The 26,247-nt window shown below is 63.5% G+C and carries 27 protein-coding genes; 13 read left to right on the top strand and 14 right to left on the bottom strand.

All coding sequences use genetic code 11. From position 1 onward, the window contains the following. Positions 1 to 4: 4 nt before the first annotated feature. Both M3G19_RS05900 and manA read left to right on the top strand, forming a co-directional pair. A complete protein-coding gene (locus M3G19_RS05900; RefSeq protein WP_259901596.1) occupies positions 5 to 1,444 on the top strand; it encodes a glyceraldehyde-3-phosphate dehydrogenase in 1,440 nt (479 codons plus the stop codon). Positions 1,445 to 1,460: 16 nt separating this feature from the next. After that, a complete protein-coding gene (gene manA, locus M3G19_RS05895; RefSeq protein ID WP_259901376.1) occupies positions 1,461 to 2,582 on the top strand; it encodes a mannose-6-phosphate isomerase, class I in 1,122 nt (373 codons plus the stop codon). On the opposite strand, the gene M3G19_RS05890 is transcribed toward manA, so the two are convergent. Both M3G19_RS05890 and M3G19_RS05885 read right to left on the bottom strand, forming a co-directional pair. Continuing rightward, positions 2,540 to 3,688, bottom strand: coding sequence for a glycosyltransferase family 1 protein (locus M3G19_RS05890; protein WP_259901375.1), 1,149 nt, complete (start codon positions 3,686 to 3,688; stop codon positions 2,540 to 2,542). The genes manA and M3G19_RS05890 overlap by 43 nt on opposite strands. Positions 3,689 to 3,690: 2 nt before the next feature. Beyond that, positions 3,691 to 4,881 (bottom strand): NAD-dependent epimerase/dehydratase family protein, encoded by a 1,191-nt coding sequence (locus M3G19_RS05885; RefSeq protein ID WP_259901373.1) that lies wholly within the window; start codon positions 4,879 to 4,881, stop codon positions 3,691 to 3,693. A gap of 108 nt (positions 4,882 to 4,989) precedes the next feature. Between M3G19_RS05885 and M3G19_RS05880 the strand changes: the two genes are divergently transcribed. Beyond that, complete coding sequence (locus tag M3G19_RS05880; protein WP_259901360.1) at positions 4,990 to 6,651, top strand: FAD-binding dehydrogenase; 1,662 nt, start codon at positions 4,990 to 4,992, stop codon at positions 6,649 to 6,651. Here the strand turns inward: M3G19_RS05880 and M3G19_RS05875 are convergent, their stop codons facing one another. Next, positions 6,652 to 7,875 carry a D-serine ammonia-lyase gene (locus M3G19_RS05875; protein WP_259901359.1) on the bottom strand — a complete coding sequence of 408 codons (1,224 nt, stop codon included), beginning with the start codon at positions 7,873 to 7,875 and terminating at the stop codon, positions 6,652 to 6,654. 73 nt (positions 7,876 to 7,948) lie between these two features. Between M3G19_RS05875 and M3G19_RS05870 the strand changes: the two genes are divergently transcribed. Beyond that, positions 7,949 to 9,148 carry an MFS transporter gene (locus M3G19_RS05870; protein ID WP_259901586.1) on the top strand — a complete coding sequence of 400 codons (1,200 nt, stop codon included), beginning with the start codon at positions 7,949 to 7,951 and terminating at the stop codon, positions 9,146 to 9,148. Here M3G19_RS05870 and M3G19_RS05865 read toward each other — a convergent pair. Then, positions 9,145 to 9,606 (bottom strand): hypothetical protein, encoded by a 462-nt coding sequence (locus M3G19_RS05865; RefSeq protein WP_259901351.1) that lies wholly within the window; start codon positions 9,604 to 9,606, stop codon positions 9,145 to 9,147. The two genes, M3G19_RS05870 and M3G19_RS05865, sit on opposite strands and share 4 nt — an antisense overlap. Positions 9,607 to 9,655: 49 nt before the next feature. Between M3G19_RS05865 and M3G19_RS05860 the strand changes: the two genes are divergently transcribed. From M3G19_RS05860 to M3G19_RS05845, 4 genes are all read left to right on the top strand, one after another. Then, positions 9,656 to 10,828, top strand: coding sequence for a YihY/virulence factor BrkB family protein (locus M3G19_RS05860; protein WP_259901350.1), 1,173 nt, complete (start codon positions 9,656 to 9,658; stop codon positions 10,826 to 10,828). A gap of 11 nt (positions 10,829 to 10,839) precedes the next feature. Beyond that, the gene (locus M3G19_RS05855; RefSeq protein ID WP_259901348.1) at positions 10,840 to 11,706 is read left to right on the top strand and encodes a patatin family protein; all 867 of its coding nucleotides are present in this window, start codon (positions 10,840 to 10,842) and stop codon (positions 11,704 to 11,706) included. A gap of 27 nt (positions 11,707 to 11,733) precedes the next feature. After that, on the top strand, positions 11,734 to 12,600 hold the full coding sequence (locus M3G19_RS05850) for a patatin family protein (RefSeq protein ID WP_259901338.1): 867 nt from the start codon (positions 11,734 to 11,736) through the stop codon (positions 12,598 to 12,600). A 221-nt stretch (positions 12,601 to 12,821) separates the two neighbouring features. Next, positions 12,822 to 13,364: an LppP/LprE family lipoprotein gene (locus tag M3G19_RS05845; RefSeq protein WP_259901336.1), complete on the top strand. Its 543-nt coding sequence runs from the start codon at positions 12,822 to 12,824 to the stop codon at positions 13,362 to 13,364. 64 nt (positions 13,365 to 13,428) lie between these two features. Here the strand turns inward: M3G19_RS05845 and M3G19_RS05840 are convergent, their stop codons facing one another. Next, the gene (locus tag M3G19_RS05840) at positions 13,429 to 15,072 is read right to left on the bottom strand and encodes a peptide chain release factor 3 (protein WP_259901327.1); all 1,644 of its coding nucleotides are present in this window, start codon (positions 15,070 to 15,072) and stop codon (positions 13,429 to 13,431) included. 59 nt (positions 15,073 to 15,131) lie between these two features. Next, entirely contained in the window at positions 15,132 to 16,016 is an 885-nt protein-coding gene (locus tag M3G19_RS05835) for an NAD(P)/FAD-dependent oxidoreductase (RefSeq protein ID WP_259901325.1), read from the bottom strand. Positions 16,017 to 16,146: 130 nt separating this feature from the next. Between M3G19_RS05835 and M3G19_RS05830 the strand changes: the two genes are divergently transcribed. Then, a complete protein-coding gene (locus tag M3G19_RS05830; protein WP_259901323.1) occupies positions 16,147 to 16,692 on the top strand; it encodes an NADPH-dependent FMN reductase in 546 nt (181 codons plus the stop codon). Here the strand turns inward: M3G19_RS05830 and M3G19_RS05825 are convergent. Together M3G19_RS05825 and M3G19_RS05820 are read right to left on the bottom strand one after the other, a co-directional pair. Further along, positions 16,689 to 17,051: a DUF2200 domain-containing protein gene (locus M3G19_RS05825; protein WP_259901321.1), complete on the bottom strand. Its 363-nt coding sequence runs from the start codon at positions 17,049 to 17,051 to the stop codon at positions 16,689 to 16,691. The genes M3G19_RS05830 and M3G19_RS05825 overlap by 4 nt on opposite strands. Before the next feature lie 9 nt (positions 17,052 to 17,060). After that, positions 17,061 to 17,723, bottom strand: coding sequence for a hypothetical protein (locus M3G19_RS05820; RefSeq protein WP_259901320.1), 663 nt, complete (start codon positions 17,721 to 17,723; stop codon positions 17,061 to 17,063). 84 nt (positions 17,724 to 17,807) lie between these two features. Between M3G19_RS05820 and M3G19_RS05815 the strand changes: the two genes are divergently transcribed. Next, positions 17,808 to 18,545 (top strand): hypothetical protein, encoded by a 738-nt coding sequence (locus tag M3G19_RS05815; RefSeq protein WP_259901319.1) that lies wholly within the window; start codon positions 17,808 to 17,810, stop codon positions 18,543 to 18,545. Continuing rightward, positions 18,542 to 19,318: a hypothetical protein gene (locus M3G19_RS05810; protein ID WP_259901318.1), complete on the top strand. Its 777-nt coding sequence runs from the start codon at positions 18,542 to 18,544 to the stop codon at positions 19,316 to 19,318. Before M3G19_RS05815 ends, M3G19_RS05810 begins: the two co-directional genes overlap by 4 nt. On the opposite strand, the gene pth (M3G19_RS05805) is transcribed toward M3G19_RS05810, so the two are convergent. Further along, entirely contained in the window at positions 19,315 to 19,929 is a 615-nt protein-coding gene (pth, locus tag M3G19_RS05805) for an aminoacyl-tRNA hydrolase (RefSeq protein WP_259901317.1), read from the bottom strand. The genes M3G19_RS05810 and pth (M3G19_RS05805) overlap by 4 nt on opposite strands. A 40-nt stretch (positions 19,930 to 19,969) precedes the next feature. On the opposite strand from pth (M3G19_RS05805), the gene M3G19_RS05800 reads away from it, so the two are divergent. Further along, positions 19,970 to 20,920: a nitronate monooxygenase family protein gene (locus M3G19_RS05800; protein WP_259901316.1), complete on the top strand. Its 951-nt coding sequence runs from the start codon at positions 19,970 to 19,972 to the stop codon at positions 20,918 to 20,920. Here the strand turns inward: M3G19_RS05800 and M3G19_RS05795 are convergent. The 3 genes from M3G19_RS05795 to M3G19_RS05785 are packed head-to-tail and all read right to left on the bottom strand — an operon-like array spanning position 20,917 to position 22,766. Further along, positions 20,917 to 21,579: a hypothetical protein gene (locus M3G19_RS05795; RefSeq protein ID WP_259901315.1), complete on the bottom strand. Its 663-nt coding sequence runs from the start codon at positions 21,577 to 21,579 to the stop codon at positions 20,917 to 20,919. The two genes, M3G19_RS05800 and M3G19_RS05795, sit on opposite strands and share 4 nt — an antisense overlap. An 8-nt stretch (positions 21,580 to 21,587) precedes the next feature. Then, positions 21,588 to 22,151, bottom strand: coding sequence for an aminoacyl-tRNA hydrolase (pth, locus tag M3G19_RS05790; protein ID WP_259901314.1), 564 nt, complete (start codon positions 22,149 to 22,151; stop codon positions 21,588 to 21,590). A gap of 39 nt (positions 22,152 to 22,190) precedes the next feature. Beyond that, complete coding sequence (locus M3G19_RS05785; protein WP_259901313.1) at positions 22,191 to 22,766, bottom strand: TetR/AcrR family transcriptional regulator; 576 nt, start codon at positions 22,764 to 22,766, stop codon at positions 22,191 to 22,193. 84 nt (positions 22,767 to 22,850) lie between these two features. Here M3G19_RS05785 and M3G19_RS05780 point away from each other — a divergent pair, with 84 nt between their 5' ends. Further along, positions 22,851 to 23,825, top strand: a complete 975-nt coding sequence (locus M3G19_RS05780) for an ABC transporter permease (protein ID WP_259901312.1) — start codon at positions 22,851 to 22,853, stop codon at positions 23,823 to 23,825. 75 nt (positions 23,826 to 23,900) lie between these two features. On the opposite strand, the gene M3G19_RS05775 is transcribed toward M3G19_RS05780, so the two are convergent. Both M3G19_RS05775 and M3G19_RS05770 read right to left on the bottom strand, forming a co-directional pair. Then, positions 23,901 to 24,554, bottom strand: coding sequence for a 50S ribosomal protein L25/general stress protein Ctc (locus tag M3G19_RS05775; protein ID WP_259901311.1), 654 nt, complete (start codon positions 24,552 to 24,554; stop codon positions 23,901 to 23,903). Between the two features lie 213 nt (positions 24,555 to 24,767). After that, on the bottom strand, positions 24,768 to 26,147 hold the full coding sequence (locus tag M3G19_RS05770; RefSeq protein WP_259901310.1) for an MFS transporter: 1,380 nt from the start codon (positions 26,145 to 26,147) through the stop codon (positions 24,768 to 24,770). Positions 26,148 to 26,247: the final 100 nt, after the last annotated feature.

The following is a 26,247-nucleotide window of genomic DNA, read 5'->3' as shown; positions in this document are numbered from 1 at the left end:
CCCGATGGACGATTGGAACCACAAGCTCCACCTCGCCCAGGAGATGCTGCCGCTGATCAGCCAGCTCCACCGCGAGAACAACGTGGTCACCTCCATCTACGGCCGCCTGCTGGTGGGCATGACGGACATCGAGATCATCAAGGCGCACCGCTACGCTCGCCGCGTCGTGGCACGCGAGCTCCCGCTGGACGACACGCTGCCGATCCTGCGCGAGCTGACCACGATGAACCTGGGCACTGCCTCCATCGACCTTGGCCGGTTGGCCAAGAACTTCTCCCGCACCGAGGGCACCGAGCTGCGCTCCTTCCTGGAAGAAGAGCTGGCAGAGGTCATCGGCGCTGACAGCCACCGCGTCCCGCGCGATGTGGTCCTGTACGGCTTCGGCCGCATCGGCCGCCTGCTCGCCCGCATTCTCATCGCTCGTGAAGCTCAGTACGGCGGTGTGCGCCTGCGTGCAGTCGTGGTCCGCAAGAAGGGCGACGACGACGTGATCAAGCGTGCGTCCCTGCTTCGCCGCGATTCCGTCCACGGTGCCTTCAACGGCACCATCACCGTGGACAAGGAGAACGAGGTCATCTGGGCGAATGGCACCCCGATCCAGATGATCTACTCGGACGATCCGTCGGCCATCGACTACACCGCGTACGGCATCAACGACGCGATCGTCGTGGACAACACCGGCCGTTGGCGCGACCGCGCCGGCCTGTCCAAGCACCTCGAGTCCAAGGGCGTGGCACGCGCGCTGCTGACCGCGCCGGGCAAGGGCGATGTGAAGAACATCGTCTACGGCATCAACCACGCCACCATCGACGATTCCGAGCAGGACCGCGTCCTGTCCGCCGCGTCCTGCACCACCAACGCGATCACCCCGGTGCTCAAGGTCGTCGGCGACCGCTGGGGCGTCAAGCACGGCCACGTGGAAACGGTCCACTCCTACACCAACGACCAGAACCTGGCCGACAACTTCCACAAGGGCCCGCGCCGCGGCCGCGCCGCCGGCCTGAACATGGTCCTCACCGAGACCGGCGCCGCCAAGGCAGTGTCCAAGGCCCTGCCGGAATTCGAGGGCAAGCTCACCGGTAACGCCATCCGCGTTCCCACCCCGGACGTGTCCATGGCCGTCCTCAACCTCGACCTGGACAGCGAGGTCGACCGCGAGGACGTCAACAACTACCTGCGCCGTGTGTCGACGGACTCGAGCCTGCGCCAGCAGATCGACTACATCCAGTCGCCGGACGTCGTGTCCACCGACTTCGTGGGCACCACCCACGCAGGCATCGTGGATGGTCTGGCCACCATCGCATCCGGCAACCACCTGGTTCTCTACGTCTGGTACGACAACGAGTTCGGCTACTCCAACCAGGTGATCCGCATCGTCGAGGAGATCGCCGGCGTCCGCCCGAAGATTCTCCCGACGCGCAAGGAACCGCAGGAGATCCGCTAAAGAGGGGAATTCCATAGTGCTCAAACTCACGGGCAAGGTACAGGACTACGCCTGGGGCGACACCACCAGCATCGCCACCTTGCAAGGTCGCACGCCGTCAGGCGGACCGGAGGCGGAGGTGTGGTTCGGGGCGCACCCGTCCGCGCCATCAGCCACGGATGAAGGACCTCTCGACGAGGTCATCGCGGCTGATCCCGTGAGTGCACTGGGCACGGAGGGAACACTGCCGTTCCTGGTGAAGTTGCTTGCGGCGGCGCGCCCGCTGTCGATCCAGGCGCATCCGTCGATCGAGCAAGCCCAGGAAGGGTTCGCCCGCGAGGATGACCTGGGCATTCCGCGGGACGCCGCGCACCGGAATTACAAAGACGCGAACCACAAACCCGAGGTCCTGATCGCGCTGACGCCGTTCCGCGCGATGGCAGGTTTCCAGCCGCTCGAAGACACGGTCGCGCTGCTCGACGAGCTCGCGGTGCCGCAGCTGGAAGACGCAAGGGCAGAGCTTAACGACGAAAGCGTGGACGTCGATAAGCGCCTGCGCTCCGTACTCTCCGGCTGGCTGGCGATGGATGACCCTGCGCCCGTGGTGGAGGCCGTGCTGGAGCGCGCCGCGCAGCTCGATTCCGATGTGGCGCGGAACCTCGTGTTTATCGGTGAAGCGTTTCCCGGCGATGTGGGCGTGTTAGCGGCGCTGCTGCTCAACCACGTGGAGTTGGCTCCCGGCGAGGCGCTGTTCCTTCCCGCCGGCAATATGCACGCCTACCTGTCCGGATTCGGTGTCGAGGTGATGGCCAATTCGGACAATGTGCTGCGCGGGGGCCTGACCTCGAAGCACATCGATGTCGCTGAGCTGGAAAGCATCGTGAACTTCGAGCCGATCGACGATCCTGTGCTTGTTCCCGAGGTAGAGGGAAATCGTTCAGTATTCCCGGTCCCGGTGAGCGATTTCGCCGTGACCCGCTACGACGGGGAAGGCTCTGTTTCTGTGGCGGGACCCGCGATCGTTCTTCCTGTGGCGGGCGAAATTGAGCTCGGTGAACTGGTGCTGTCTGCTGGTGAGGCAGCGTTCATCGCAGCAAAAGACGGAGATGTGTCCGTTCAGTGTGAGTCTGCGGACTTCTTCGTGGTGCAGACTTCGTAGTATTCAACGAGCTTTTCCGTCGCGGCGCGCCATGACCACCGCTCGGCTTCTGTCCGGGCGGCGGCGGACATGGCGGTGCGACGCGGGGCGTCGATAAGCAGGCCCGCGAATGCGTCCGCCCATTGTTCTGGCGATGCGTCTTTGTCGACGAGCATGCCAGTCTGCCCATCCTCAATGACGAACGGGATGCCCCCGGCGCGGGCGCCAACGACGGGCACGCCCGACGCGAAGGATTCGAGGGCGACGAGACCGAGCGTTTCCGTCAGAGAGGGGAAGGCGAAGACATCGGCCGAGGCGAAGGCTTGGGCGAGGGGCGTGCCCGACATGTAGCCGGTGAACACGGTGTACGCGGGATCGAAATCCTTCTTCATCTGCTCCAACTGTGGACCCGCGCCGACCATGGCGAGGCGGGCGCCGGGAACCTTCTCGCGGAGAAGCGGCATGATGTCGTTGAGAATGGCGAGGTTCTTCTCTGCGCTCATCCTGCCGACGTAAATGAGGAGAGGGGCATCCGGGTTGCCGTCGGTGAGCGTGTCCCGCATTTCAGCGGAGAAGTTATCCGGGTGGTAGCCGACGGTGTCAACCGCCTTCGGCCACACAGCAAGGTCCCGCAGACCGTAGCTTTTCGCAGTGTCCAACATCGGGTCCGAGGTGACCAGGTTCATCTCCGCACAATTATGGAAAGCGCGGATGAGTGCAGTGGCGGGCTTTTTCACCAGCCCGATCTTCAGCGATTCGGTATAGGCGGGCACATCGGTGTGGAATGACGCGAGCAGCGGCTTCTTTTGGAGTTTTGCCAGTACAGCGCCGTAGCCGGCGAAGAAGACGGGATTGACGGCGTGAATGACGTCGGGATTGAAGTCCTTGAGCTTCTTCGCCACTGCCGGGGCCGGCAGGCCCACCTTGATCTCCGGGTAAATGTAATGGAAGGAGAAGCTCGGGACGCGCACCACTGGGAAACCGGCGTAGGTCTCCGGAGTGTCGCCGGTGGCGAAGATCATCACCTCGTGGCCGATCTCCGCCAGCTGGTCGACGGTGCGGATCACACGAGTGACCACACCGTCGATCTTGGGGAGGAATACCTCCGTGAAAATGGCGATCCGCATGCTTATGCGTTCTCCGGAACGCCCTCTGACTGGTTGCGGGTCCACAGGGAGCGCGCTGGAATCTTGCTGCGGTCGGCGCGGTCGGCGTACTTCTTCGCCACGTCCTCGACCTCTTGGAGCAGGCCCTCGGCGAGCTTGGTCGGCTCAAGGCCCAGGCTCAAGAACGTGTCGTTGGAGACGTGCAACTCGTTTTCTGCGGATTCCTTACGCGGGTTCGGAACCAGCGCGTATTCCGTGCCGGAGATCTTTGCCACCAGTTCAGCCAGGTCGCGCACGCGGTGCGTCTCGGTCATTTGGTTGAAGATCTTGACGCGGTCGCCCTTTGCCGGCGGGTTCTCCAGCGCGATCTGGACGCACTTGACCATGTCGCGGATGTGGATGAACGCGCGGGTCTGGCCGCCGGTGCCGTGGACGGTGAGCGGGTAGCCGATCGCCGCCTGCATGAGGAAGCGGTTGAGCACCGTGCCGTAGTCGCCGTCGTAGTCGAAGCGGTTGATCAGACGCTCGTCGCGCTCCGTCTGCGGGGTGTGCGTGCCCCAGATGATGCCCTGGTGCAGGTCGGTGATGCGCAGCTCGTCGTTCTTGGCGTAGTAGGCGAAGAGGTTCTGGTCCAGGACCTTGGTCAGGTGGTACACCGAGCCCGGGTTAGTGGGGTAGAGGATCTGCTGGTCGACGAGCTCTTCGCCGGTGTCGACCTTGATGTCCAGGTAGCCCTCCGGGATCTTCATGCCGGCGGTGCCGTAGCCGTAAACGCCCATGGTGCCCAGGTGGACGATGTGGATGTCCAGGCCGGACTCGACGACCGCGACGAGCAGGTTGTGGGTGGCGTTGACGTTGTTGTCCACCGTGTAGCGCTTCGTCACCGGATTCTTCATGGAATACGGTGCGGCGCGCTGCTCCGCGAAGTGAATGATCGCGTCGGGTTGCTCGGTGGAGATGAAGTCCTTCAGGCCCTCGTAGTCCTGGGCGACATCGATATTGCGGAAGGCGATCTCCTTGCCGGAGACCTCTTTCCAGGCGGCGATGCGCTCGTCGATAGATGCGATGGGGGTGAGTGATTCGGCGCCGAGCTCTTCATCAATGCGTCGGCGTGAAAGGTTATCGACGATGGTGACATCGTGACCGATGTCTGAAAGGTGCAAGGAAGCTGGCCAGCCGCAGAATCCGTCGCCGCCGAGAACCGCAATTTTCATGTATCTACCTTTCTGATTGCCTCCCAGTCACGTTACCCGGGATCAGGGTTTTCCGCCGGGTGAGTGAAAAACGGACACGGCGTGAAAAGAATTATGTATGTTTCGTGTATGAAACAAAAATCGGGAGACATTGTCATTGTGGGTGCCGGGCTGGCAGGCTTGGTCGCCGCGCACGAGGCGGTCAAAGCTGGTCGCCGCGTCGTGTTCGTGGAGCAGGAGAGCAGGGCGAACCTCGGCGGGCAGGCATTCTGGTCGCTCGGCGGACTGTTCATGGTGGGCACACCGGAACAGAAACTCATGGGGGCGAAGGACTTCGAGGATCTCGCATGGACGGACTGGGAGAATTCCGCCGATTACGACGACGAGGATCATGACCATTGGCCGCGCGAGTGGGGCCGTGAATACGTCCGGTTCGCGTCCAACGAGATGCACGGTTATTTGAAAGAGCTGGGTCTGCGCGTGCTGCCCACCGTCGGATGGGCCGAGCGTGGCTCGGGCGATGCGTCAGGCCACGGCAATACCGTGCCGCGTTTCCACCTGACCTGGGGCACGGGCCCGGAGGTCGTGCGTGTCTTCCGCGAGCCGGTTGAGCGTGCCGAACAGGCCGGCAAAGTGGAATTCAAATTCCGTCACCGCGTCGACGACATCATTGTCGAAGACGGGCGCGCCGTGGGAGTGCGGGGCGTGAAGCTAGCAGCTGATTCTCGTGACCGCGGCATCGCCTCCAATAACGACGAGGTGGAGCCGTTCGAGGTACGCGGCGCGGCCGTGGTCATCTCCACCGGCGGCATCGGCGGCAACCTGGACAAGGTGCGGGAGATGTGGCCGGAGGACCGGTGGGGGCCGTGCCCGAAGGACATGGTCACCGGCGTGCCGGAGCATGTTGACGGCCGCGGCATCGATATCGCGGCCGCCGCCGGCGCGAACCTGGTCAACACCGACCGCATGTGGCACTACCCAGAGGGCATGATCAACTGGGACCCGATCTGGCCGGGCCACGGTATCCGCATCATTCCGGGTCCGAGCTCCATGTGGCTGGACGCGACCGGCAAGCGCTTGCCGACCAATCTGTTCCCGGGCTCGGACAATATCGCTGCGCTCGCGCACGTCGGTAGGACGGGTTACGGCTATTCATGGTTCATTCTCAATCAGCACATCGCCGACAAGGAGTTCATTTTCTCCGGCTCGGAGCAGAACCCGGATCTGACGGACAAGTCGCTCAAGAAGCTGGCCGGCAAGGTCGGTCCCGGAACGCACCCGGCGGTGCGGGCATTCATGGACAACGGCGTCGACTGGGTCACCGCAGACACGATCGAGGACCTCGTGCGCAAGATGAATGAGCTCGGCGATGACGGTGTCGAGGTCGATGGCGAACTGGTGCGCAAGCAACTGGTTGAGCGAGATGCCCAGCTAACGAACAATTTCTCCAAGGACGCGCAGGTCAATTACATCCGCACCGCGCGGAATTTCCTCGGCGACAAGATTGTCCGCTGCGCGGAGCCGCACCGCTTGCTGGACCCGAAGAAGGGCCCGCTCATTGCGGTCAAGCTGCATATTTTGACGCGCAAGACGCTCGGCGGAATCGAGACGGACTTGGGCGGCCGAGCATTGCTTGCCGACGGCAGCGTCTTCCCCGGCCTCTACGCCTGCGGCGAGGCAGCCGGTTTCGGCGGCGGCGGAATGCACGGAAAAAACGCTTTGGAAGGAACCTTCCTTGGCGGCTGCATCCACTCGGGCAAGCGAGTGGGCGAGCACGCTGCGCGTGAGTGATCAGCGCTGCCAGTGAAGTGACGCAGTGGCCGCCTGCCCGCGCAGGCGGTCTTTGTCTTGGTCAGGAATGAGCGAGCCGCCGGTGAGCCACACCAGGTGGGTTGCGGTGTCGGGGGTGTCGGGAAGGCGCCACGGAATGGTGAGTCCGGCGGTCGCCGATGGTTCGGCGATGATGCTCGCGCTCCGCTCCAACCAGTTCACCGCGGCGAGGAACGTGGTGTCGTTGAGCGTGTGGAAACCGCTGACCAGATGCGCCGCGTGCTCGAGAGCGAGTGGTGAGGGCCGTTGCACCGCCAGCCCGTCGGCGATGGTGCGCCCGGACAGGCCGTAGTCGGCGCAGGTGACATCCGGGTTCCCGGTGAATGCGCCGAGCGTCATGCACGGGCTAGCCGTCGGTTCGACGAAATGACAGGAGACAGCCTCGCCGAAAGCCATCTTCAGGCCGAAGGTCACTCCGCCCGGGCCGCCGCCGACGCCGCAGGGGAGGTAGACGAACAGCGGGTTCTCGGGGGTGAACGTCTGGCCGGCGGCGGCGAACTGCTCCTTGAGTCGCTGGCCAGCGACGGCGTATCCGGTGAAGAGGCCGAGGGAATTCTCGTCGTCGATGAAGAAAGCGTCGGCCGAACTCTCCCGTGCCGCGGCCACGGTCTCGGTGAAGAGTCCGCGGTGCTCCACCACAGTCGCCCCACGGGAACGGAGCAGGTCTTTCTTCCACTGCTTCGCGTCCGCCGACATGTGGACCTCTGTGTCGAATCCGAGCAAGGGGCCGACGGTGCCGATGGACAGCGCCAAGTTGCCGGTCGAGGCGACGGAGAGCCTGTCGTGCCGCTGCTCCTCCGCGAGGCGGAAGACTTCGTGGACGCCGCCGCGGGCCTTGATGGAGCCGCTGATCGGCAGCGAGTCGTCGCGCTTGACCCAGAGCCGGCCAGGTAGATCGCGCTCCATGAGGCGCGACATGAAGTCCTGGGTCTCAGGAACAGGGGCGAGCTCCGACTCGATGGTGCCGTCGCCGGTCTCCGGGAAATGGTCAGCCACCCAGGGGGCGAAGCGGTCGAAGCGGGCGGATGCCTCGTGGACAGCCTCAACCACGTCCGGCGCGAGGGAAGACGAGTCGGGGGTGGGGGTCCAGGAGATCTCGTGCTGGGTGGACAAGCCGTCGATAAGCGAGAGCGGCGTACGCTTCGGCGGGGTGGGTTGAGCTGGGCGGTCCCAAGGCATGGTCATGGGGATCCATTGTACGAATAGCGAAGGTGTATAGTTACGTGGGTCACATTTCCATGCAGGAGGGAGACAGATGATGAACGCACAGAAGTCTCGACCGCAGCTGGTCTTCGCCAGTGTTGTGGCCTTTCTCATCACGGCGGGGTGGTCGGCGAACCACTTCGCCTCCGTCCTGGTGGTCCTACGAGAAAAACAGGACATGTCGACGCTGCTGGTCAACAGTGCCTATGGGATCTACGCCGTCGGACTCTTTCCGTGCCTGATCGCCGGCGGGCTGGTCGCGGACCGTTTCGGCTCGAGACCCGCGGTGATGGTCGGCGCGGTGGTAGCGGCGCTGGGAAATGTCGCGCTGATGTTCTGGCAGGAGGTTCCGGCTGTTCTGCTCGGCGCGAGGTTCGTCATCGGTCTCGGCGTCGGGCTCGTGGTCAGCGCGGGCACCGCGTGGGCGGGGCGTTTGCGGGGAGCGGCTGGCACGACGCTCGCAGGCATTTTTCTGACCTCCGGCTTCATGCTCGGGCCGATCGCGTCGGGCATTATTGCGCACCTCGTTAGCGCGCACAACGCGATCTACATCCCGTACATCGCGTCGATCCTGCTGTCGTTCGCGGCGGTGGCATTCTCCGCAGTGGTGGGAGACGCGCCGAACACCCGCGAAGTGGTGGTGGAGAAGAAGGAGGACGAACAGGGGGTTCGCGCACCCGCGCACGAGCGGTCGGCGAAGAAAGCGCTGGCCACAGCATTCCCGATGGGGCTGTGGGTGTTCGCGTCGATGACCAGCGCCATCGTTGTGCTGTCCGGGCGTGTGGGGCAGCACTTCGAATCCAGCGCATTCCTACCCGGTGTGGCGGCTGTGGTGGCGTTCGGATCGGGCTTTGCCATCCAGGCGCTCGGCCGGCGCTTCGCGTTCGGGCCGTCCTCCGGCGTTGTCGGGGCGGTGTGCTCTGCTGTCGGAATGTCGGTGGCGGCGGTCGGCGGGGCGGCTCCGTCGGTGGCGATGTTCGTGGTCGCGTCGATGTTCCTGGGGCTGGCCTACGGGCTGTGCCTGCGGGAGGGGCTGCTCGACGTGGAGACGTTCAGCCCGCCGGAAAAGCGCGGTGCCGTCATCGGCATCTACTACGTGGCCACCTACATCGGTTTCGGGTACCCGCCGCTGATCGAGTGGCTCGCTGGTTACGTCGGCCCCTCGTTGCCGTACTGGGTGCTGGCGGCGCTGGCCCTGTGCTCGGCGGTCATCCGCACCGTCCAGATCCGCTCGGGGTACCTGCGGCGCGGCTAAGGCTCGACGATGAAGGCTACGTTCGTCGTGGCCAGTTCGTGCTCCCCGGGGCCGGCGGGCAGGGCGCGCAGTTCGGCCTCGGAGTCCCGGGAAATCGGAATGAGCCAGCCCTGGTTCGGGTCGAGGGCGGGCGGGCCGGATGCGCCCGGCTGAAAAGTCACGGAGCGGGAGTCGGGGGAGGTCAGGCGCAAGGGGGCGTCGATATGTGTAATGCTCCTGAACGCGTCCGCGTCGACGGTGACGACCACCATGATGTCGTCCGAGTCCGGGCTGAGATTCGCGGTGTGGACCGACAGGGTGCGCGCGCGGACGACGGCGGTGCGGGTGCGCTTCTTCGCGAAGACGAGCGCCGCGACGATGAGCGGGACCGCGATCAGCATGAAAATGATCACGAGGATGAGGATCGGTTCCCAGATGCTCGTTTGAAAACCGAGCTCGTTATTTTGTGCCCATGACATGGCCCAACCCTACAACGGTGCGGCTCGGACTCCCGATAATGTGAGACGCATGAGCCAGAAAACTCCGGGTGAGGACACAGAAACCGTGGTGCACGCGGCGGAATTCGTGCAGCACTACGGTCTCGGGGAGATCGAGGTTCTCGGGCCCCGTCAGGCGCGGCCCGAACCGCTGCGCCGCGGCAACTGGCTGTCCTGGAAAGCGTGGAAACTCGTGCTCGCGCGCACCGTGTTCGACTTCGGCCCGCTGGCGATCACCGACCGTGGGGCGACGATGACGTATTTCAGCGTTACAGCTTTCGCGCCGATGCTCCTGGCGTTTTACTCCCTGGTGACCCTGCTGTTTCCCACCGACGAGGCGGCGCTGCACGAGATGCTCGGCGGACTTATCGACGAGGCCGTGCCTGAGACCCTCCGCCCCCAGGCCTTCGAGCTCGTGCTCACCGTGGTGGGCAGCCCCGCGCAGAGCACCGTCGCGCTGGTGCTGTCGATCGTGGTGTCCCTGCTGGCGGCGTCCGCGTATGTGCGGGCGTTTTCGCGCTCCACGAATGTCATTTACGGCCGGTCGGAAGGGCGCAACCTGGTGGTGACGTGGGTGACCATGTGGGCCATCACGCTGCTGCTCGTGCTCGGACTCATTGTCGTGGTGGCGGCGCTCGTGCTGCGCGAGTCTATCGTTGACGCGGTGTTCGGCCCCATTGCGGAACCCCTCGGGCTCACCGGTGCAGTGAATTACGTGAAGCACATTTTGTTGCCCGTGTGGGAATGGGCGCGGTATCCCGCTGTTGTCGTGGCGGCGGTCGTGCTCGTGTCGTGCCTGTTCTATTTCGCGCCGAATGTGCGGCCCGGGCGGTACCGGCCGCTCACTGTCGGGGCCATCTTCGCCATGCTTGTCATCGGTGCCGAGTGGAGTCTCTTCGGTTGGTACCTGTCCACCTTCGGGCTGCGCAGTGCATACGGTGCGTTCGGGACGGTGCTGGCCGTGCTCGTCGCGGTGTGGTGGATGAATATCCTGCTACTGCTCGGCGTGAAGATCGACGCGGAGATCCTCCGGGCGAAGGAACTGCAGGCAGGCTACGACTCCGAAGAGATGATCCAGGCGGCCCCGCGCGCCCAAGATGCGGTGCTGTGGCAGCGCAAGATCAGCCTGTGGCTCCGCCAATTAGCGGAAGAAGTCAAAGAAGATTCGCGGACAAAACACAAAATAGAGGGTGAAGTTCCTTAAACTTGTGAACCATGATTGACGCACGCGATACCGCTCTGGTGATTGAGGGCGGCGGAACACGCAATTCGTACACGGCGCCCGCGATCATAAAGCTGATCGAGGAAGAGGTGCAGTTCGGCTGGGTCGGCGGTGTCTCGGCCGGCGCGATCCACGCCATCAACCTTCTATCCGGGGACGCGCAGCGCACCGAGGAAGCATTCACGACGTTCATGGGCCACCCGAAGATCGGCGGTCTGCGTTCGCTCGCGCTCGGCCGTGGGCTGATGAATGCGGAATTCATGTTCCAGGATCGCGGCGGGGAACTGCCGTTCAACCTCGACGCGTTCGTGGCCAACGAGACCCCGATCCACATCGAGGCCGTCCGCGCCGACACCGGCGAATCCGTCGCGTGGAACAACGCCGACCTGCAGGACGAAGACACGATCAACCTGGTCATGCGCGCATCGTCCACCATGCCGATGCTCATGCCGATGGCGAAGATCGACGGCGTGCCGTACGTCGACGGCGCGCTCGGCGATGACGGCGGACTGCTGGTGGGCGCAGCTGAACGCGCAGGGTTTAGCAAACTACTCGTGCTGGCCACCAAGCCCCGCGACTATGTGCGCGAGCCGGTGAACCGCCCGGCCATGATGCGCCGCATGTTCCCGAAGTACCCCGAGGTCGCCCGCCGCACCATCGACCGCCCAGACGCGTACAACAAGGCCAAGGCGCGTATCGACGAGCTCGCCGCCGACGGACAGGCCTACGTCTTCTACCCGGAGCAGATGATGGTGGAAAACGCGGAGTTCAAGGTGCCGAAGCTGCAGAAGAATTTCGCGGCCGGCAAAGAGCAGTTCGACCGCGAATGGGGTGCGGTCAAGGAGTTCCTGGAGAACTAAACACCGGTTCGTCCTAGAATCGTCCGCATGATTGATGCCACCGACACAGCTCTCGTCGTTGAAGGTGGCGGCATGCGCAACTCCTACACCGCGCCGGCAATCGTCCGATTGATTCAGGAGGACGTGCGTTTCGGGTGGGTCGGGGGAGTCTCGGCGGGCGCGGCGCACGCCTTCAACTACGCGTCGCGCGATGCTCACCGTGCGCGGGAATCGTTCACGAATTTCGTCGCGCACGAGAAATTCGGCGGCTGGGTCTCGCTGGCGCGCGGCAACGGTTATTTCAACGCCGAGTTCATCTACGAAGGGTCGAACGACATCATGCCGTTCGATTGGGAGACTTTCACCGCTAACCACGAAACGGAGATTCACATTGAGGCCGTGCGCGCGGATACCGGCCACACGGTCACATGGAACCGCAAGGACCTCGTCTCGGCCGAGCTTGTCGGGCAAGTCACCCGCGCATCGTCCACACTGCCGAAAGTCATGCCCATGGGCACGATCGACGGCATCCCGTACGTCGACGGTGCGCTCGGGGTGTCGGGAGGATTGCTTATCGACGCCGCCCTCGCCGCCGGCTTCTCCAAATTCCTTGTCCTGGCCACGAAGGAACGGAGCTATGTCCGCCCCGACAACACCCGGCCGATCGCGACGCGCCGCCTGTTTCCGAAGCACCCGGCGGTCGCTGAAGCACTGATCGCCCGCCCGCCTCGCTACAACGCATCGAAGGACAAGATTCTCGAGTTGGAAAAGCAGGGCCGCGCCAAGGTGTTCTTCCCCGAATCCATGAGCGTGGATGCCTCGGAGCGCAACGTGGTCAAGCTCAGCGCCAATTACCTGATGGGCAAAGCCCAGGTAGAGCGCGAATGGGATGAGTGGGTCGACTTCCTGGCGTGACATGGCTGTGACGCGATGCTTATGGAATTTTGAAGAACAGGCTGTTGAGGCGGAAACCCCAGCGTGTGTCTTCAGGCAAAACACAAAGTCTGTTACCAGCGACGTTAAGGGGCTTGTGCTCGGAGTTGACGGGCGTAGCGTGAGTTCCACCGCGGTAATCCCGACCAAGAATTCACGAGAATCCAACGACAGTCGACAACGACAGAAAGCGTGTGGAAATCATGAAGACCCAGCGACGAGCAAACACGACCGCAAAGGCATTTGCAGGTGCCGCGCTAGTCGGCGCGGCGCTGTTGACCCCGGGTACCGCAATGGCGCAGGAAGCTCCCGCCGACCATTGCGCACCGAACCCGAGCGCTCCTGAAATTGCGGAGGCCAACAAGCAGCTCAACGAGGAACACCAGACCGAACGCGGCGGGTGGACCTACGCGGGCGGTTCCACCTTCAGCCCGTGCGCTGACCTGAGCTACGCCCTCACCAAGCAGGGCGGCCAGGGCAATGGCGCCGAGACCAATGTGCTGCTGCTGTTCCACAAGGGCCAGTACATCGGCATCGATTCTAACCACCCGCAGACCATCGAGCACATCACCCCGCACGAAGACGGCACGTTCACCGTCGTCTACCGCGACACCGAAGCCCAGATGGCTGCCGGCGCACCGAATGCGGACGCCGATAAGTTCACCACCGAGGTGACCTTCTTCTGGGACGGCGACAAGGTCGGCCACCACGGCAAGATCCCGAACGAGTCGATCCCGGCGTTCTAAAAACTCTCATACCGCGGGGCAAAACCGCCAGTGCATCGTTCACTGGCGGTTTTCGCGTGCGACTTTAGTCCGCGACGAGCGGCTCCATGGTCAGCTCCGGGTGCTCCTTCTCGATGAAGGCCAGCTTCCACTTGTCGCCGAACAGGGCGATGAGTTCGCCGTCGGTGCGGGTGAAGATTTCCACGCCGCGCTGGCGGCTCAACTCCGGTACTGACTCTTCGTCAGTACGGCGGGCAACGGAGTAGGGAATCGGCTCGGTGACGGTCTCGACGTTGTACTCGTTTTCCATGCGGGCCTGCATGACCTCGAACTGCATGGGGCCGACGGCGGCCATGACGGGGGCGGCGTCGCCGCGGGCGTCGTTACGCAGAATCTGTACGACGCCTTCCGCATCCAGCTGTTCAAGTGCCTTGCGGAATTGCTTGTATTTGCCCAAAGACTTCGCGCGCAGCGTGCGGAAGTGCTCGGGCGCGAACTGCGGCATCGGCGGGAACTGGACCTTCTTGCCGGCGTAGATCGTGTCACCTGGGGCGAGTGCGCCGGCGTTGACCAGGCCGATGATATCGCCAGGGAACGCTGTTTCGACCGTGTCGCGGTTGCGGCCGAAGACGGTGAGGGCGTATTTCGTCGAGAAGCTGCGGCCTGACTGGGCGTGGGTGACCTGCATACCGCGGTCGAATTCGCCGGAGACCACGCGCATGAATGCGAGGGTGTCGCGGTGGTTTTTGTCCATGCCCGCCTGGACCTTGAACACCACGCCCGAGAATTCGTCGCCGACTTCGCGCTCGGGGGCGACGGCCTGGCCGCCGCCGGTTTCGGCCTGAGCGATCGCCTTCGGGTCGGATGCTCGGCCTTCCGGTGCAGGGGCGATGGCGCACAGCGTGTCCAGGATCTGGTGCACGCCGAAGTTCAGCATCGCGGAGGCGAAGATGAGCGGGGACGTCACGCACTGCTCGAAGAGCTCCTGGTTGTGCACAGCGCCGTCGGCGGCGAGCAGTTCAGCTTCCTCGACGGCGGTCTCCCACGCATCTTCCTCGCGCTCAAGTGCCTGGTCCGGGGAGTATTCCTCCTCCGGGGCGATGGTGGAGCCGCCGGCGGTGCGGATGAAGTGGATGTACTTATCGGCCTCGCCGTCAGCGTTGACGTGCGCGAGACCGCGGAAGTCGCCCGCTTCGCCCACCGGCCAGTAGAGGGGAGTGGGCTGGAGATCGATCTCGGTGACGATCTCGTCGACAAGCTCGAGCGGCTCGCGTCCCACGCGGTCCCACTTGTTGATCACGGTGACGATCGGCAGCCCGCGCGCCTTGCACACTCGGAAGAGCTTGAGGGTCTGCGGCTCGAGGCCTTTCGCGGCGTCGATGAGCATGACCGCCGCGTCGACGGCTGAGAGCACGCGGTAGGTGTCCTCGGAGAAATCCGCGTGGCCCGGGGTGTCCACGAGGTTGATCACGTACGGCTCGCCGTCCTGGCCCTCCGGCAAATACTCGAACTGGAGAGCCGACGACGCAATCGAGATGCCGCGGTCCTTCTCCATCTCCATCCAGTCCGACACCGTGGACTTGCGGTTGCCCTTGCCGTGCACCGCGCCCGCCTCCGAAATGATGTGCGCGTGAAGCGCCAGTGCCTCCGTCAACGTCGACTTACCGGCGTCCGGGTGGGCGATGACGGCGAATGTGCGGCGGCGTGCGGCCTCGGAAACGGTGCTCATGACCTGTAGAGGGTAGTCGCTAGGGCAAGGTCAGGGCTAACCAGCGCTTCATGGCTCTTTCAAGGCAGCTGTTCGGCGAATAGAGTCTGGTCGATCGCGATTCCGACGGCCGCCCCTGCACCTGCCGCCTGCGAAACTTGGTCGGGAGAGCTGACCACATTGCCTGCTGCCCATAACCCCGGCTGCGATGTCCGGCCGCGTTCTGTGCGGACCCATCCGTCGACGACATCGCATCCAGCTTCGCGGAGCAGCTCGTCGTTCGGCTCGAAGCGTGGGCCGGTGAAACACGATTCGAACACGAATTGGTGGTTCGTCGTGCGAATCACGACTTGGTCACCCTCCGCCGGACCGACTTCCAAGACGGGTTCGTCGACGATTTCGATGTTCAGCAAGGAGAAGAGGGCGCGCTCCTCGGCGGGAAGTTCGAGGCTGTTGGGGAAGAACGTCACCGCATCAGCCCACTTGGTGAGGAGCTTAGTGATGTTGAAGGTGAAGCCTGGGTTCTCTCCTCCGATCACGGCGAGGTCAGTTCCGTTCACTTCGTACCCGTGGCAGTAGGGGCAGTGGAAGACCCGCGTTCCCCACAGCGCGGGCAAGCCGTACACGTCGGGCAATACGTCGGTGATTCCTGTGGCGACGAGGACGTGCGGGGATTCGATGGTGTTGCCGCTGCCGAGAGTCACGGACCACTCGTCGTTCAGTCGTGTCAGATTCTCTGCGCGGTCTCGTACGATCGTGCCGCCGAACGACTCGAATTCAGCGTGGCCCTTTTCGAGTAGCTCCGCCGGCTTGACCCCGTCCATTCCCAAGATGCCGTGGGCGTGTTCGCTGAAGCGGTTGCGAGGCTGCCCTTCGTCGACCAGGCAGACTGACCTGTTAGCCCTCGCCAAGTTGATTGCCGCCGCCGTTCCGGCGAAACCTCCGCCGATGATTGTGACGTCCATAATCCCACTCCCTGGAATTCTTTCGACAGTTCTTCGCGTTGAAGACATTAGTTGCTCGCGGAGAGCTTGATGGCCCTCATTAAGGTGGGGCCGAGATTGGGTGACTTGTACACAACCGAGAGGAGACGCAATGAAGATCGGCGTGATCGTCGGATCCATCCGTAAAAGCCGCACCGCAGAGAAAGTGGCCGGCTGGATGAAAGAGAATATCGGCGAGCGGGAGGGCGCCGAGTACGAGTTCATCGACCTCGCGGATTACGATCTTCCGCTTTACGACGGCGCTGGGATGCCCATGCTCATGAATAAGCAGTACGACAACGATGAAGTGACCCGCTGGTCGCAGGCGATCGATGCCTGTGACGCGTTCATCTTCATCACGCCCGAGTACAACCACTCTGTCCCAGCCGCGCTGAAGAACGCGGTGGACACCCTCGGCCCGGAGTGGGTGGGCAAGCCCATCGCCTTCGTCGGCTACGGAGGTGTTGGCGCGATCCGCGCGATCGAGCACTGGCGCCAGATCGCCGCGAATTTCCACATGCACGACATCCGCGAGCAGCTCGGCTTCATTCAGGCGATGGAGATGCGCGACGGCTTCAACCCGATGCCGAACCGCGCCAAGGAGCTCGCCGCCATGTGCGACCGGTTGGAAGAGCTGACCGGCAAGCTGCGCGGTTAAGAACTACGGATGATCTTGCCGACGGCTTTGCCGCGTGCCAGCTCGTCGACGATCTTGTCCATCATGCGGATCTTTTTCATGAGCGGGTCCTCGACTTCTTCGACCCGCACCCCGCACACACTGCCCGTAATGAGTTCCGCGCCGGGGTCGAGCGTGAGGTGCTCGAAGAAATCGCGCAGCGTGACATTTGATTCAGCCTGCGCATGGAGTTCATCGGCGGTGAGCCCTGCAAACCAGGTGAGGACCTCGTCGAGCTCGGCCACGGTCCGGTCCTTGCGCTCGACCTTGGCCACGTAGTTGCTGTAAATATCGCCGAACGGGTAGTTGAACACCCGCTCGAGCTTTGCCTGTTCGTCCATGGCTACAGGCTAACGGGAAATCGTGCTGGAAAACTCAACCTGGCCGTTGCTGTTGACCGCGACGAAATCACCCGGGGCAATGCGTGGGGGCGAGGGGAGCCTGACAGCGGAGAAGCGTGGCGCGTCTTTCGGCGACGGCACCGGCTGCAGCCGAAGCATCCACGGGCCGTAGCCCTGGATGGCCAGGACCTGATGCATGCCTTGCCTGTCGCCCGAACGAAGCCGGGCCACCTGGCGGATGAACGGGTACAGTCCGGGTCGCTTATATAGGGGCATCAAGAGCAGATAGGCGACGGCCACCATCACGACGAGGGTTGCGGTAAGGATCAATCCCCACATGAGAGAGCCTGTGCTGAACCACGCGAGGGGAGCAGTCGCAGCGATAACGGCGGTATTGACAAGCCAGGGTCTCGGCCAGCCCCGGTTGAAGGCGAAGTAGATGAGCATCACCAGAAACGGCTGTACGAACCACGCTATTGAGCGTGCGAGGAGGACGGGGTCGCCTTTGACGGAGAATCCTCTGGTGTGAAGCTCAACGCCACTGAGCAGGAGGAACGACAAACAGGACATTGCGTACCACGGCAGGAAGGACCATTCCAGAAAAGTCGCCGCTGTCTTGTAGCGCTTCCAGCCTTTGCCGACATCGGTGATGAGTTCGTGGTCGGGCAACATGTGGTCTCCTCCCCAGCATGCGGGCGATGGAAAACAGTTTAGGGTGGGAAGGGATTGTCCACCGGCTGAATGGAGCGCACGAGAATGGACGTGCAGGTATTGGCGCAGTCGGACACCGACATGCCGTTGAGTACAGTGCTTGTCCTGTTCGCCTTCTCAGTCCTGGTGCTTGTGCTGTTCATCGGCGTGATGCTTTTCCGGGAAAGCCACAAAAAGAAGAAGGCTGGCAGGGCTTTCGCGGACACGCACGGGCAGCGCGCGGGGGCACTGGTCGGAGAGATCGACAGGCTGATCCGCGGGATCCGCTCGCCGCTCATGCCGCCGACTGCGCAGGCGGAGTGGGAATTAGCGAAGCAGGAATTCGCGCGTGATCCGCAGTCGGCTACGGTGATCGAGAAGATCTACGCCACCTACGAGAATGCCCGCTACGTGGCGGGGATCGAGGGAGGGGATGTCAGGTGCCGTCGTCAAGCGGTCAACGAGCTGATGACTGAGGCCCGCACGGTCAACGCCCACCCTGTGTTCCGTGACATAGCGGCATTGCGCGGGCGGGAGGCTGAGTCCACCTTCATCGAAGAATTTGTCCGCGTGGTGCATTCCGTCGGACAGTTTTCGAAACGGTGCTTCGGCGACGTGCCGGTGACGGTCACGAGCCGGGAATTCCGCCCCGCCGCCGGCATGGGCGGGTACGTGCCGGCCGGTGCTGTGTGGAATCGAACCGCGAAATACGAGGCCAAGAGGTTGGCCGACCCAGACGATCTGCTCAGGCCGTGCACGGAAGCGCAGATCTACCGTCGGTGGCGTGAGGGAGTGGCGCGATGATCGAAGCGATTTCAGAATGGGCTCCTGTCGTCGCTATCGGCGTGCTGATCATCGCCGGCATTATCGCGTTGATCCGGTACCTGAACCCGAATATCAGCCAGACCGCGCGCGGGGGCATGGAGGTGTACGTAGAACCCATCATTCCGCGCGACGACGCCTTGTACCGCCGCGCCGTCGAGTCCATTCCCGCGACCGACCGGCTGATCCACCACCTGCGCTCGCCGCTGGCGGCAGGCATGGTTGAGCAATGGAATCAGGCGAAGCAGGCGCTCGCGCCGTTGCCGGAAGGAAACAGCAGCGCCAAAGCGACTGGCCCGATGCGGGCGGCGCGGCGGATCGACGGAATGTCGCGGCGCGTCGCGGTGCTCGCCGCGGCGGAAAACGGCGACGAGGACGCGCGCTTGACCATCGTCGACGATCTGCTGGAGGATCTTGCCTTCGCGTACGATTCCTGCTCACTCGACGACGAGAAACGGGTCCCGGTACGCGACGGCATCGCCGCGGTGACGCGCCGGGCGCGGGGGCTGAAAGGCGATCTCGTGTCGCCCCAGTTCTTCCAGGTTTTCCTGGGGATCTGCGCCGAATACGCGGCGGTCATGCGGGATGCGCGCCCGGTATTCAAATACATCAAGAAGGACGTCGACTACTCGCCGCCGGATTTCGGCAGCGAGCTGTGGGTCTTCGGCGCAGGCATCGACGGCCTCGTGCCGTGGCTGCACGCCCACGCGGTCAACGACCACATTGAGTTCCGCAATCGCAGCAGTAGCAGCTAGCGCGCGTGGATCTGGTTCTGCGCGCGCTGCAGACCTTCCGCCACGACAAGGCGCGCGGCCTCCGCGGCGGTGGCGATCTGCTCGTCTAGCCCTTCGCCGTCGACGGGACTGAGCACCCATTCGGGGACCGGCATGCCCTTCGGAGGACGGCCGATGCCGATGCGCACGCGGATATAGTCGCGGGTGCCCAGCTGCTCAGTAAGGGACTTCAGGCCGTTGTGGCCGTTCTCGTTCCCGCCCTGCTTGATGCGGACTTTCCCAGCGGGCAAGTCGAGCTCGTCGTGGAGGACGATGATGCGCTCAGACGGAATCCCGAGCTTCGCCGCCACCGGGGCAACACCTTCGCCACTGAGGTTCATGTAGGTGGTCGACCGCAGCGCGAGGGCAGTCGTATCCGGCACCATCACTCCCTGGGCTTTGAAGGAGGGGAGGTGGCGCAGGGCCTGAGCGTCGATAAGCATGTCCTGCGCCATGTAGCCCACGTTGTGGCGGGTGGCGGCGTATTTCGCGCCGGGGTTGCCCAAGCCGACGATGAGCCACTCTGCAGCGAGCGAGTCGAGGTCGAATGCATTCTGGCGGGGTGCGAAAAGAGCGCGGATTTTGTCGAACACGCAGCCCAGTCTAAGTCAGCACTTCGCTAGAGTGGCCATCATGTCACCAGAACTTCCCGCCCGTCTGCCCCGCGTCGTCGCCGCCCCCATGGCGGGAGGCCCGAGCACTCCCGCGCTCATGAATGCCGTCGGTTTCGGCTTCCTCGCCTGGGGGACGTGCAGCCTCGAGCACGCGCGCGAAGAGCTTTCGCTTATCGACGAACCCTTCGGCATCAACCTCTTCTACCCCCAACGGGACACCCCGCGCCGGGAGGACCTGGAGGCGATCGCGTCTGAGCTCGGCGCGGAGATTCCCGAGCCGGATTACACCTTCGGCTTCCACGAGAAGCTCGACCTCGCGCTTGCCGACGGGCGCGCGACGATCATTTCCTGCACCTTCGGTTGCTTCACTCCGGAAGAATTCAAGCGCATCCACGATGCGGGCATCCAGGCGTGGGTGACCGTGACGAACGAGGTCGACGCGATCAAGGCCGCCGAACTCGGCGCTGACGGCGTCATCGTGCAGGGCCCGAAGGCGGGCGGACACCGCTCCACGTGGACGATCACCGAAGAGCCCGACGAGCGCGACCTGGAGCAACTGCTCAGCGGCATTTTCCGCCACGTCAACATTCCGATCATCGCCGCCGGCGGCGCACGCACCGCTGAAGACGTCGAGCGCCTCATCGAGTGGGGCGCGAATTCCGTCGCCTGCGGCAGCGCGTTCCTGCTTGCCGACGAAGCCGGCACCAGCGAGGTGAACCGCGCTACCTTGCACGCTGGCGGGACGTCTGTATCTACCCGCGCGTTCTCCGGCCGCTACGCCCGCGGTGTGGAGACGAGGTTTACCCGCGAGCACCCCGATCTTCCCCCGCTGTACCCGCAGCTGAATGCCATGCAGAAACCCCTGCGCAAGGATCCCGACCACGGCTACTGCCTCGTCGGCGAGGACTTCGCGGGGAAGTTGGAGGAAGGGCCAGCCGCGGAGATCGAGGCGAAACTGCTGGGGCGCTAGTCCAGGAATTGTGGCGGGTGCTGCGAACCGCGGACGACGATGGCCGTGGGCGGGGTGGCGATATCCGACCCGTAGTACATCTGGTTCAGATCGCCGATGACGCGCACCTTCCTGCCGACGTCGACCATCCACTCGAATTGTGAGCCGATGGTCTCGCCGGGGGAGAGCATTGCCAGCTGGGCGTATTTCGGTGTCTTAGTGATCGGAGCGCCACCCATCGGAGCCTCGATCGGCTTCGGATTGTCGAGCTCGATCACGTAGTAGTCGTAGTCGAACTGATCGGCGTAATGCTGGATACTGTCGCGGGCCTCCGGCGGAACCATGTCCGTGAGCTTGAGCTTCTTGATTGTTCCTTCTAAGGCCACTTCGTTGGGGCCGACTTCCGGCGCCGGAGGATCTTCGGGCGATTCCTCCGGTGTCGCGGGCGCGGAGCTTGTGGGGCTTTGGGATTCTTCCGACGGTTCTGGCTGCTCCGACGGTTCTGATTGTTCTGGCTTTTCGGTCTGTTCCGGCTTCTCCGACTGTTCAGTTTCGCTCGATGGGGCCGGGCTTTGAGCGGCCAGTTCCGGCTCGGCAAGAGGGGCCTGGCTCGAGCATCCAGTAAGACTCATGAGTGCAAGAGCAGCGGCTGTCGCGGTGGCGGTGATTCGGTGTCGCATCGGTCTTCCTATGTGAGGGCGGTGATGAGCTCGTCGGCGGCGTCGGCAAGCGTGATGGGTAGCTCTGCTTGCTCTTGTTTTCCGAATGGCTTGAGCACGTAATCGGCCGGTGCCTGGCGGCCCGGCGGGCGACCGATGCCGACGGCGAGACGGTTGTAATTCGGGGTGCCCAACGACTTTGTCACGGACTTCAGGCCGTTGTGGCCGTGGTCCCCGCCGCCGAGGCGGAGCTTGACCGTGCCGAAGTCGAGGTCGAGCTCGTCGTAAATGACGTAAATGTGCTCTGGCTTGATCCCGTAATAACTGGCGAGCGCCTTGACCGGGCCGCCGGAGACATTCATGAAGCTGCGGGTGCGGGCCAGAATCGTACGGCTGCCGGCGAGGCGGCCTGCGGTGAGCTCGGCGACCTCCGTGTTCGTCTTCTTGTGCACGCTCAGTTGCGCCGGCATGGGAGTGGCACGGTCGAGCAGCTCGTCGATGACCATCACGCCAGCATTGTGGCGGGTCTGGGCATAGATCGTGCCGGGATTTCCCAAGCCGACGATGAGAACCGGTGAAGAATCAGAAGTCACAAGGCTTAGTCTACTTTCGGATCTGAACCATGTTTCGCCCTAAGTTGCGCGGGCGCGCAATCCGTCGAGGAAAATATCGATGAGTTCCTGCTGAACCTGGGACGCTTTGGCGTGGATGATCTTCGAATTCGGCAGCGGGCGGGAAGCGATGACGAGCGCGATGTGAAATTCGAGCGGCTCGAGATCAGCCGGATACAGGCCCGCTTCCTTCGCGCGGGTGATCAGGGGGTCGTAGGCGGTGCGGATTTTTTCTGCGCGATTTTCAACGATGTGTTGGATGCCTGAAATCTGCTCGAATTCTGAAAACAGCGTTTGCCCCAGCAGTGCCAGTTTCAACTCGGCAATGGCGTGAATCGCGCCACTCCACGCTTCCTCCGGCGTTTGATCGAAAAGGGGGAGGTGTTTGCTGACAACCATCTCGATGTCGTGAACGGCGTCGGCGCCGATGGCGTCGAGAAGTGTCAGGCGATCGGGGAAGTGCCTGCTCACTGTCGCGATTCCTACCCCGGCCTCTTTAGCGATCGCGCGCATTGAGACGTTCCCGCCTTGTTCGACAAACAGGGCTCGGGCGGCGGTGACGATCGCTTCACGGTTATCGGCAGCATCCTGTCTCATGCTTGCACCATACCAAACGGAACACTATGCTCCGTTTTGTAAGTGGAACATGGTGTTCCGATTTTCTCGGAGAGGAGTCTGACAATGACCACAGCAGTGAAAGATGAGAAAGAGCGCTCGCTCGCGGCTAAGGCAACGGGGGTGATTCTTGGCATCCCCGTCATCATCGGGTTGATGCTGTTCGCGTTCCTCGCGCCCACGTTCGCATCCGGTCCCGCAGGTGTGCCGGTAGCAGTGAGTGCGCCAGAACCGATGGTGCAGCAGCTGACGCAGGGAATCGAGCAAAACGCAGGTGACGAAGCGCCCGAGATCACCGTGATGGACAGCCCAGACGACGTGCGCAACGCAGTGCTCGAGCGCGAGGCTGTCGGCGGTCTCGCGATCACTCCGGACGGCGCCACAGCATTCACGGCTTCAGGTAACGGCGCGCCGTACGTGCAGCTTATCGACGGCATCGCCGGCTCCCTCGAAGCCCAAGGCATGAATGTCGAGCGCGCCGACCTGGCGCCGACGTCCCCGGACGATCCGCAGGCTACGGGTCTTGCCCTGCTGGGGCTTCCGCTCGCAGTCGGCGGCATCATCTCCGCGGTCGTGGCCACGTTCCTCTTCCGCGGCACCCGGTGGACGAAGATCGGAGTCCTTACCGGAATCGCGGTGCTGGGTGGTCTCGTTGCCACCTGGATGCTGCACTCGGCCTACGGAACCTTGACCGGCAGCTTCGGTATGGAGTGGCTCGCCATCTCCGCAGGCATTCTGGCTACCTCGATGCTCACAGCAGGTCTCGGGGCGCTCATTGGGACTCCCGGTGTGGGGATCGGCGCTGTCTTGACGATCTTCCTGGCGAACCCGCTGTCCGGCTTGTCCACCGGACCGTGGTTGCTTCCCGCGGGGTGGTCCACCCTGGGTCAATGGATGCCGATCGGTGCGACCGGCCACCTCGTGCGCTCCCTGTCGTTCTTCGACGGTAATGGCGCGGGCTCAACGTGGTGGGTTCTGGCGCTGTGGATCGTCACGGGACTGGTGCTGCTTTTCCTGGCCCGTCCAGAGCGGCAACGCTAAAGGTATGAAAAGAGAAACGGCCGGCAACCCCGTGGTGGGGTCGCCGGCCGTTAGGCGTTGGCGTCGATGAGCGCTTTACTCCTCGGACTCGTCCTCAGCCGGAGCCTCGTCCTCGGACTCGGCGCCAGCCTCAGCGCCGCCCTCCTCGGCCTCCTCAGCAGCAGCCTCGACCTCTTCGTCAACCTGCTGGAAGGTGACGTTGATGGCCAGGTACTCCGGATCGGTGACGAGCTCGGCACCCTCCGGCAGCGGCAGGTCGCCGGCGAAGATCTGGTCGCCGATCTCCTTGCCCTCGATGGACACGGTGATCTCGTCCGGAATGTTCAGAGCGTCGACCTCGATCTCGACAACGTCGATCTCCTGCAGGACCACAGCGTCCGGGGCAGCCTCGCCCTCGTAGACAACCGGGACCTCGACGGTGACCTTCTCGCCGCGCTTGACGCCGAAGAGGTCGATGTGGTCGATGTTCAGGGTCAGGACGTTCTGGTCGACGTGCTTGACCATCGCGAGGTTCTTGTCGCCGTCAACCTCGAGCTCGAGAATGGCGTTGGTGCCGTCGTTGCGCACGAGAGCGGTGATCTCCAGGATGTCCACGTGGAAGTGGATGTTGTCCTCGCCGTTGCTGTACAGCACGCCCGGGACGCGGCCAGCGGCACGCAGACGACGAGCGGAGCCCTTGCCGAACTCGTCGCGCTTCTCAGCCTGGATAGTCGGGAACTTATTCGCCATGATGCTTTCTCCTTCTAGTGGTGCTTAGGTTCGATGAGCCACAGAAAAAGCCTGCGGCCACGTGTGCTCGTCGAGTGACCGCAGGCTTTTTGGAGAAAAGTCTGTGATGATTCATCGCGTCGATAACGGCCCTGCTTGCGCGAATCCGTGCAAGTGGGGTCCCTCGCCGAGACAGGTCACGAGATTAGCAGACCGGGCGGGGCCGGACCAAACCTACCGTTGCCAAATGAAATGGCCGGTGCGCTGCACGTGTTCGTTGCCCGGGTCGAGCGGAATGTCCGCGCGCTCCCGGATACTGAGAGAGACGGCAAGGCCGATGATGCTCGCGCCGACCAGGTAGGCGGTGATGCCCCACGACGATCCGGTGGCCTCGTAGATCCAGGATGCGAGGAACGGGGCGAAAGCGCCGCCGAGAATCGCGCCGATGGCGTAGGTGATCGACGTGCCCGATGCGCGGACCGAGGCGGGGAAGAGCTCCGCGTACAGCGCGGCGATCTGCCCGTAGGTGAAGCCGAGCGCGAGGGCGAGGAAGATCAAGGCAGCATAGATTTTGCCCATGTCAGCCGAATTCACCAGCGGGAAGAGGACGGAGGCGGCGACGATCTGGATGACAAAGCCGCCGACGAGGGTGGTCTTGCGGCCGAGTTGGTCGGAAAGCCAGCCGGTGAAAAACGTGGAGACCATCCACACCGCACCGGCGACGGTGACGGCGAAAAGTATCGGGCCACGCTCAAGGGCCATTCCGTCCGGGTCAGTGGTGTAGTTCTGGATGTACCCGCCGGTGGTCATATATCCCAGAACGCTATTCGCGGCGAAGAGTAGAGCGCCAGCGATGACAACGGGGGTGTAGTTCCGGAACAGGGTTCCGATTGGATTGGATGTCTGGCTGGAGGAGATCTCCGCCATTTCCTCGTACACTGGGGATTCGTCCACGCCCTTGCGCACCCACCAGCCGAGCAGCACCAGCAGGGCTGAGAAAAGGAACGGCACGCGCCAACCCCATTCGAGGAAGGCATCGCCGGGAGCGATCTGGTTCATCATGTACAGCGCGCCGGAGGAGAGCAAAAGACCAGCCGGGGCGCCGATCTGCGGGCCTGCGCCGAAGAGTCCGCGCTTGCCCTCCGGCGCGTGCTCGACTGCCAGCAGCACCGCCGAGCCCCACTCGCCGCCGGCGGAGATGCCCTGCACCAAGCGGAGTAGGACGAGCAGGATAGGGGAGAGCACGCCGATTGCTTCGTAGGTGGGAAGCAGGCCGATCAAGGTGGTGGCCCCACCCATCGCAAGCAGTGTCACCATGAGCACTGCGCGGCGGCCGAGCTTGTCGGCGAAATGCCCCGCTAAGAATGCCCCTAGTGGCCGGAAGAGGAAAGACAGGCCGACCGTGAGGAAAGCGACCAAAGTGCCGCCGGCCGGACCCAGCGGGGCGAACATCGCATGCTTGAACACCAAGCCGGCGGTGGCGGCGTAGAGGAAGAAGTCGTACCACTCGATGGCAGTGCCCACCGTCGTGGCCGCCACCACGCGGCGGCGCTCGGAGGTGAGGGAGGGGTCGTCGATAAGCGGTGCGGTGTCAACTTTCGGCGGTGAAACCATGCTTGCGAAGTTTATGCGAAGGGGAACGTAGGCCGCGCGAAAATGACAAATACCTATTCCAGGATGCCTATTCACAAGGTCGCCCGAAATGGGCGCCGTG

The sequence above is a fragment of the Corynebacterium sp. p3-SID1194 genome (assembly GCF_025144155.1).
Lineage (GTDB): Bacteria > Actinomycetota > Actinomycetes > Mycobacteriales > Mycobacteriaceae > Corynebacterium.
This window is presented reverse-complemented; position numbering and strand designations above follow the sequence as displayed.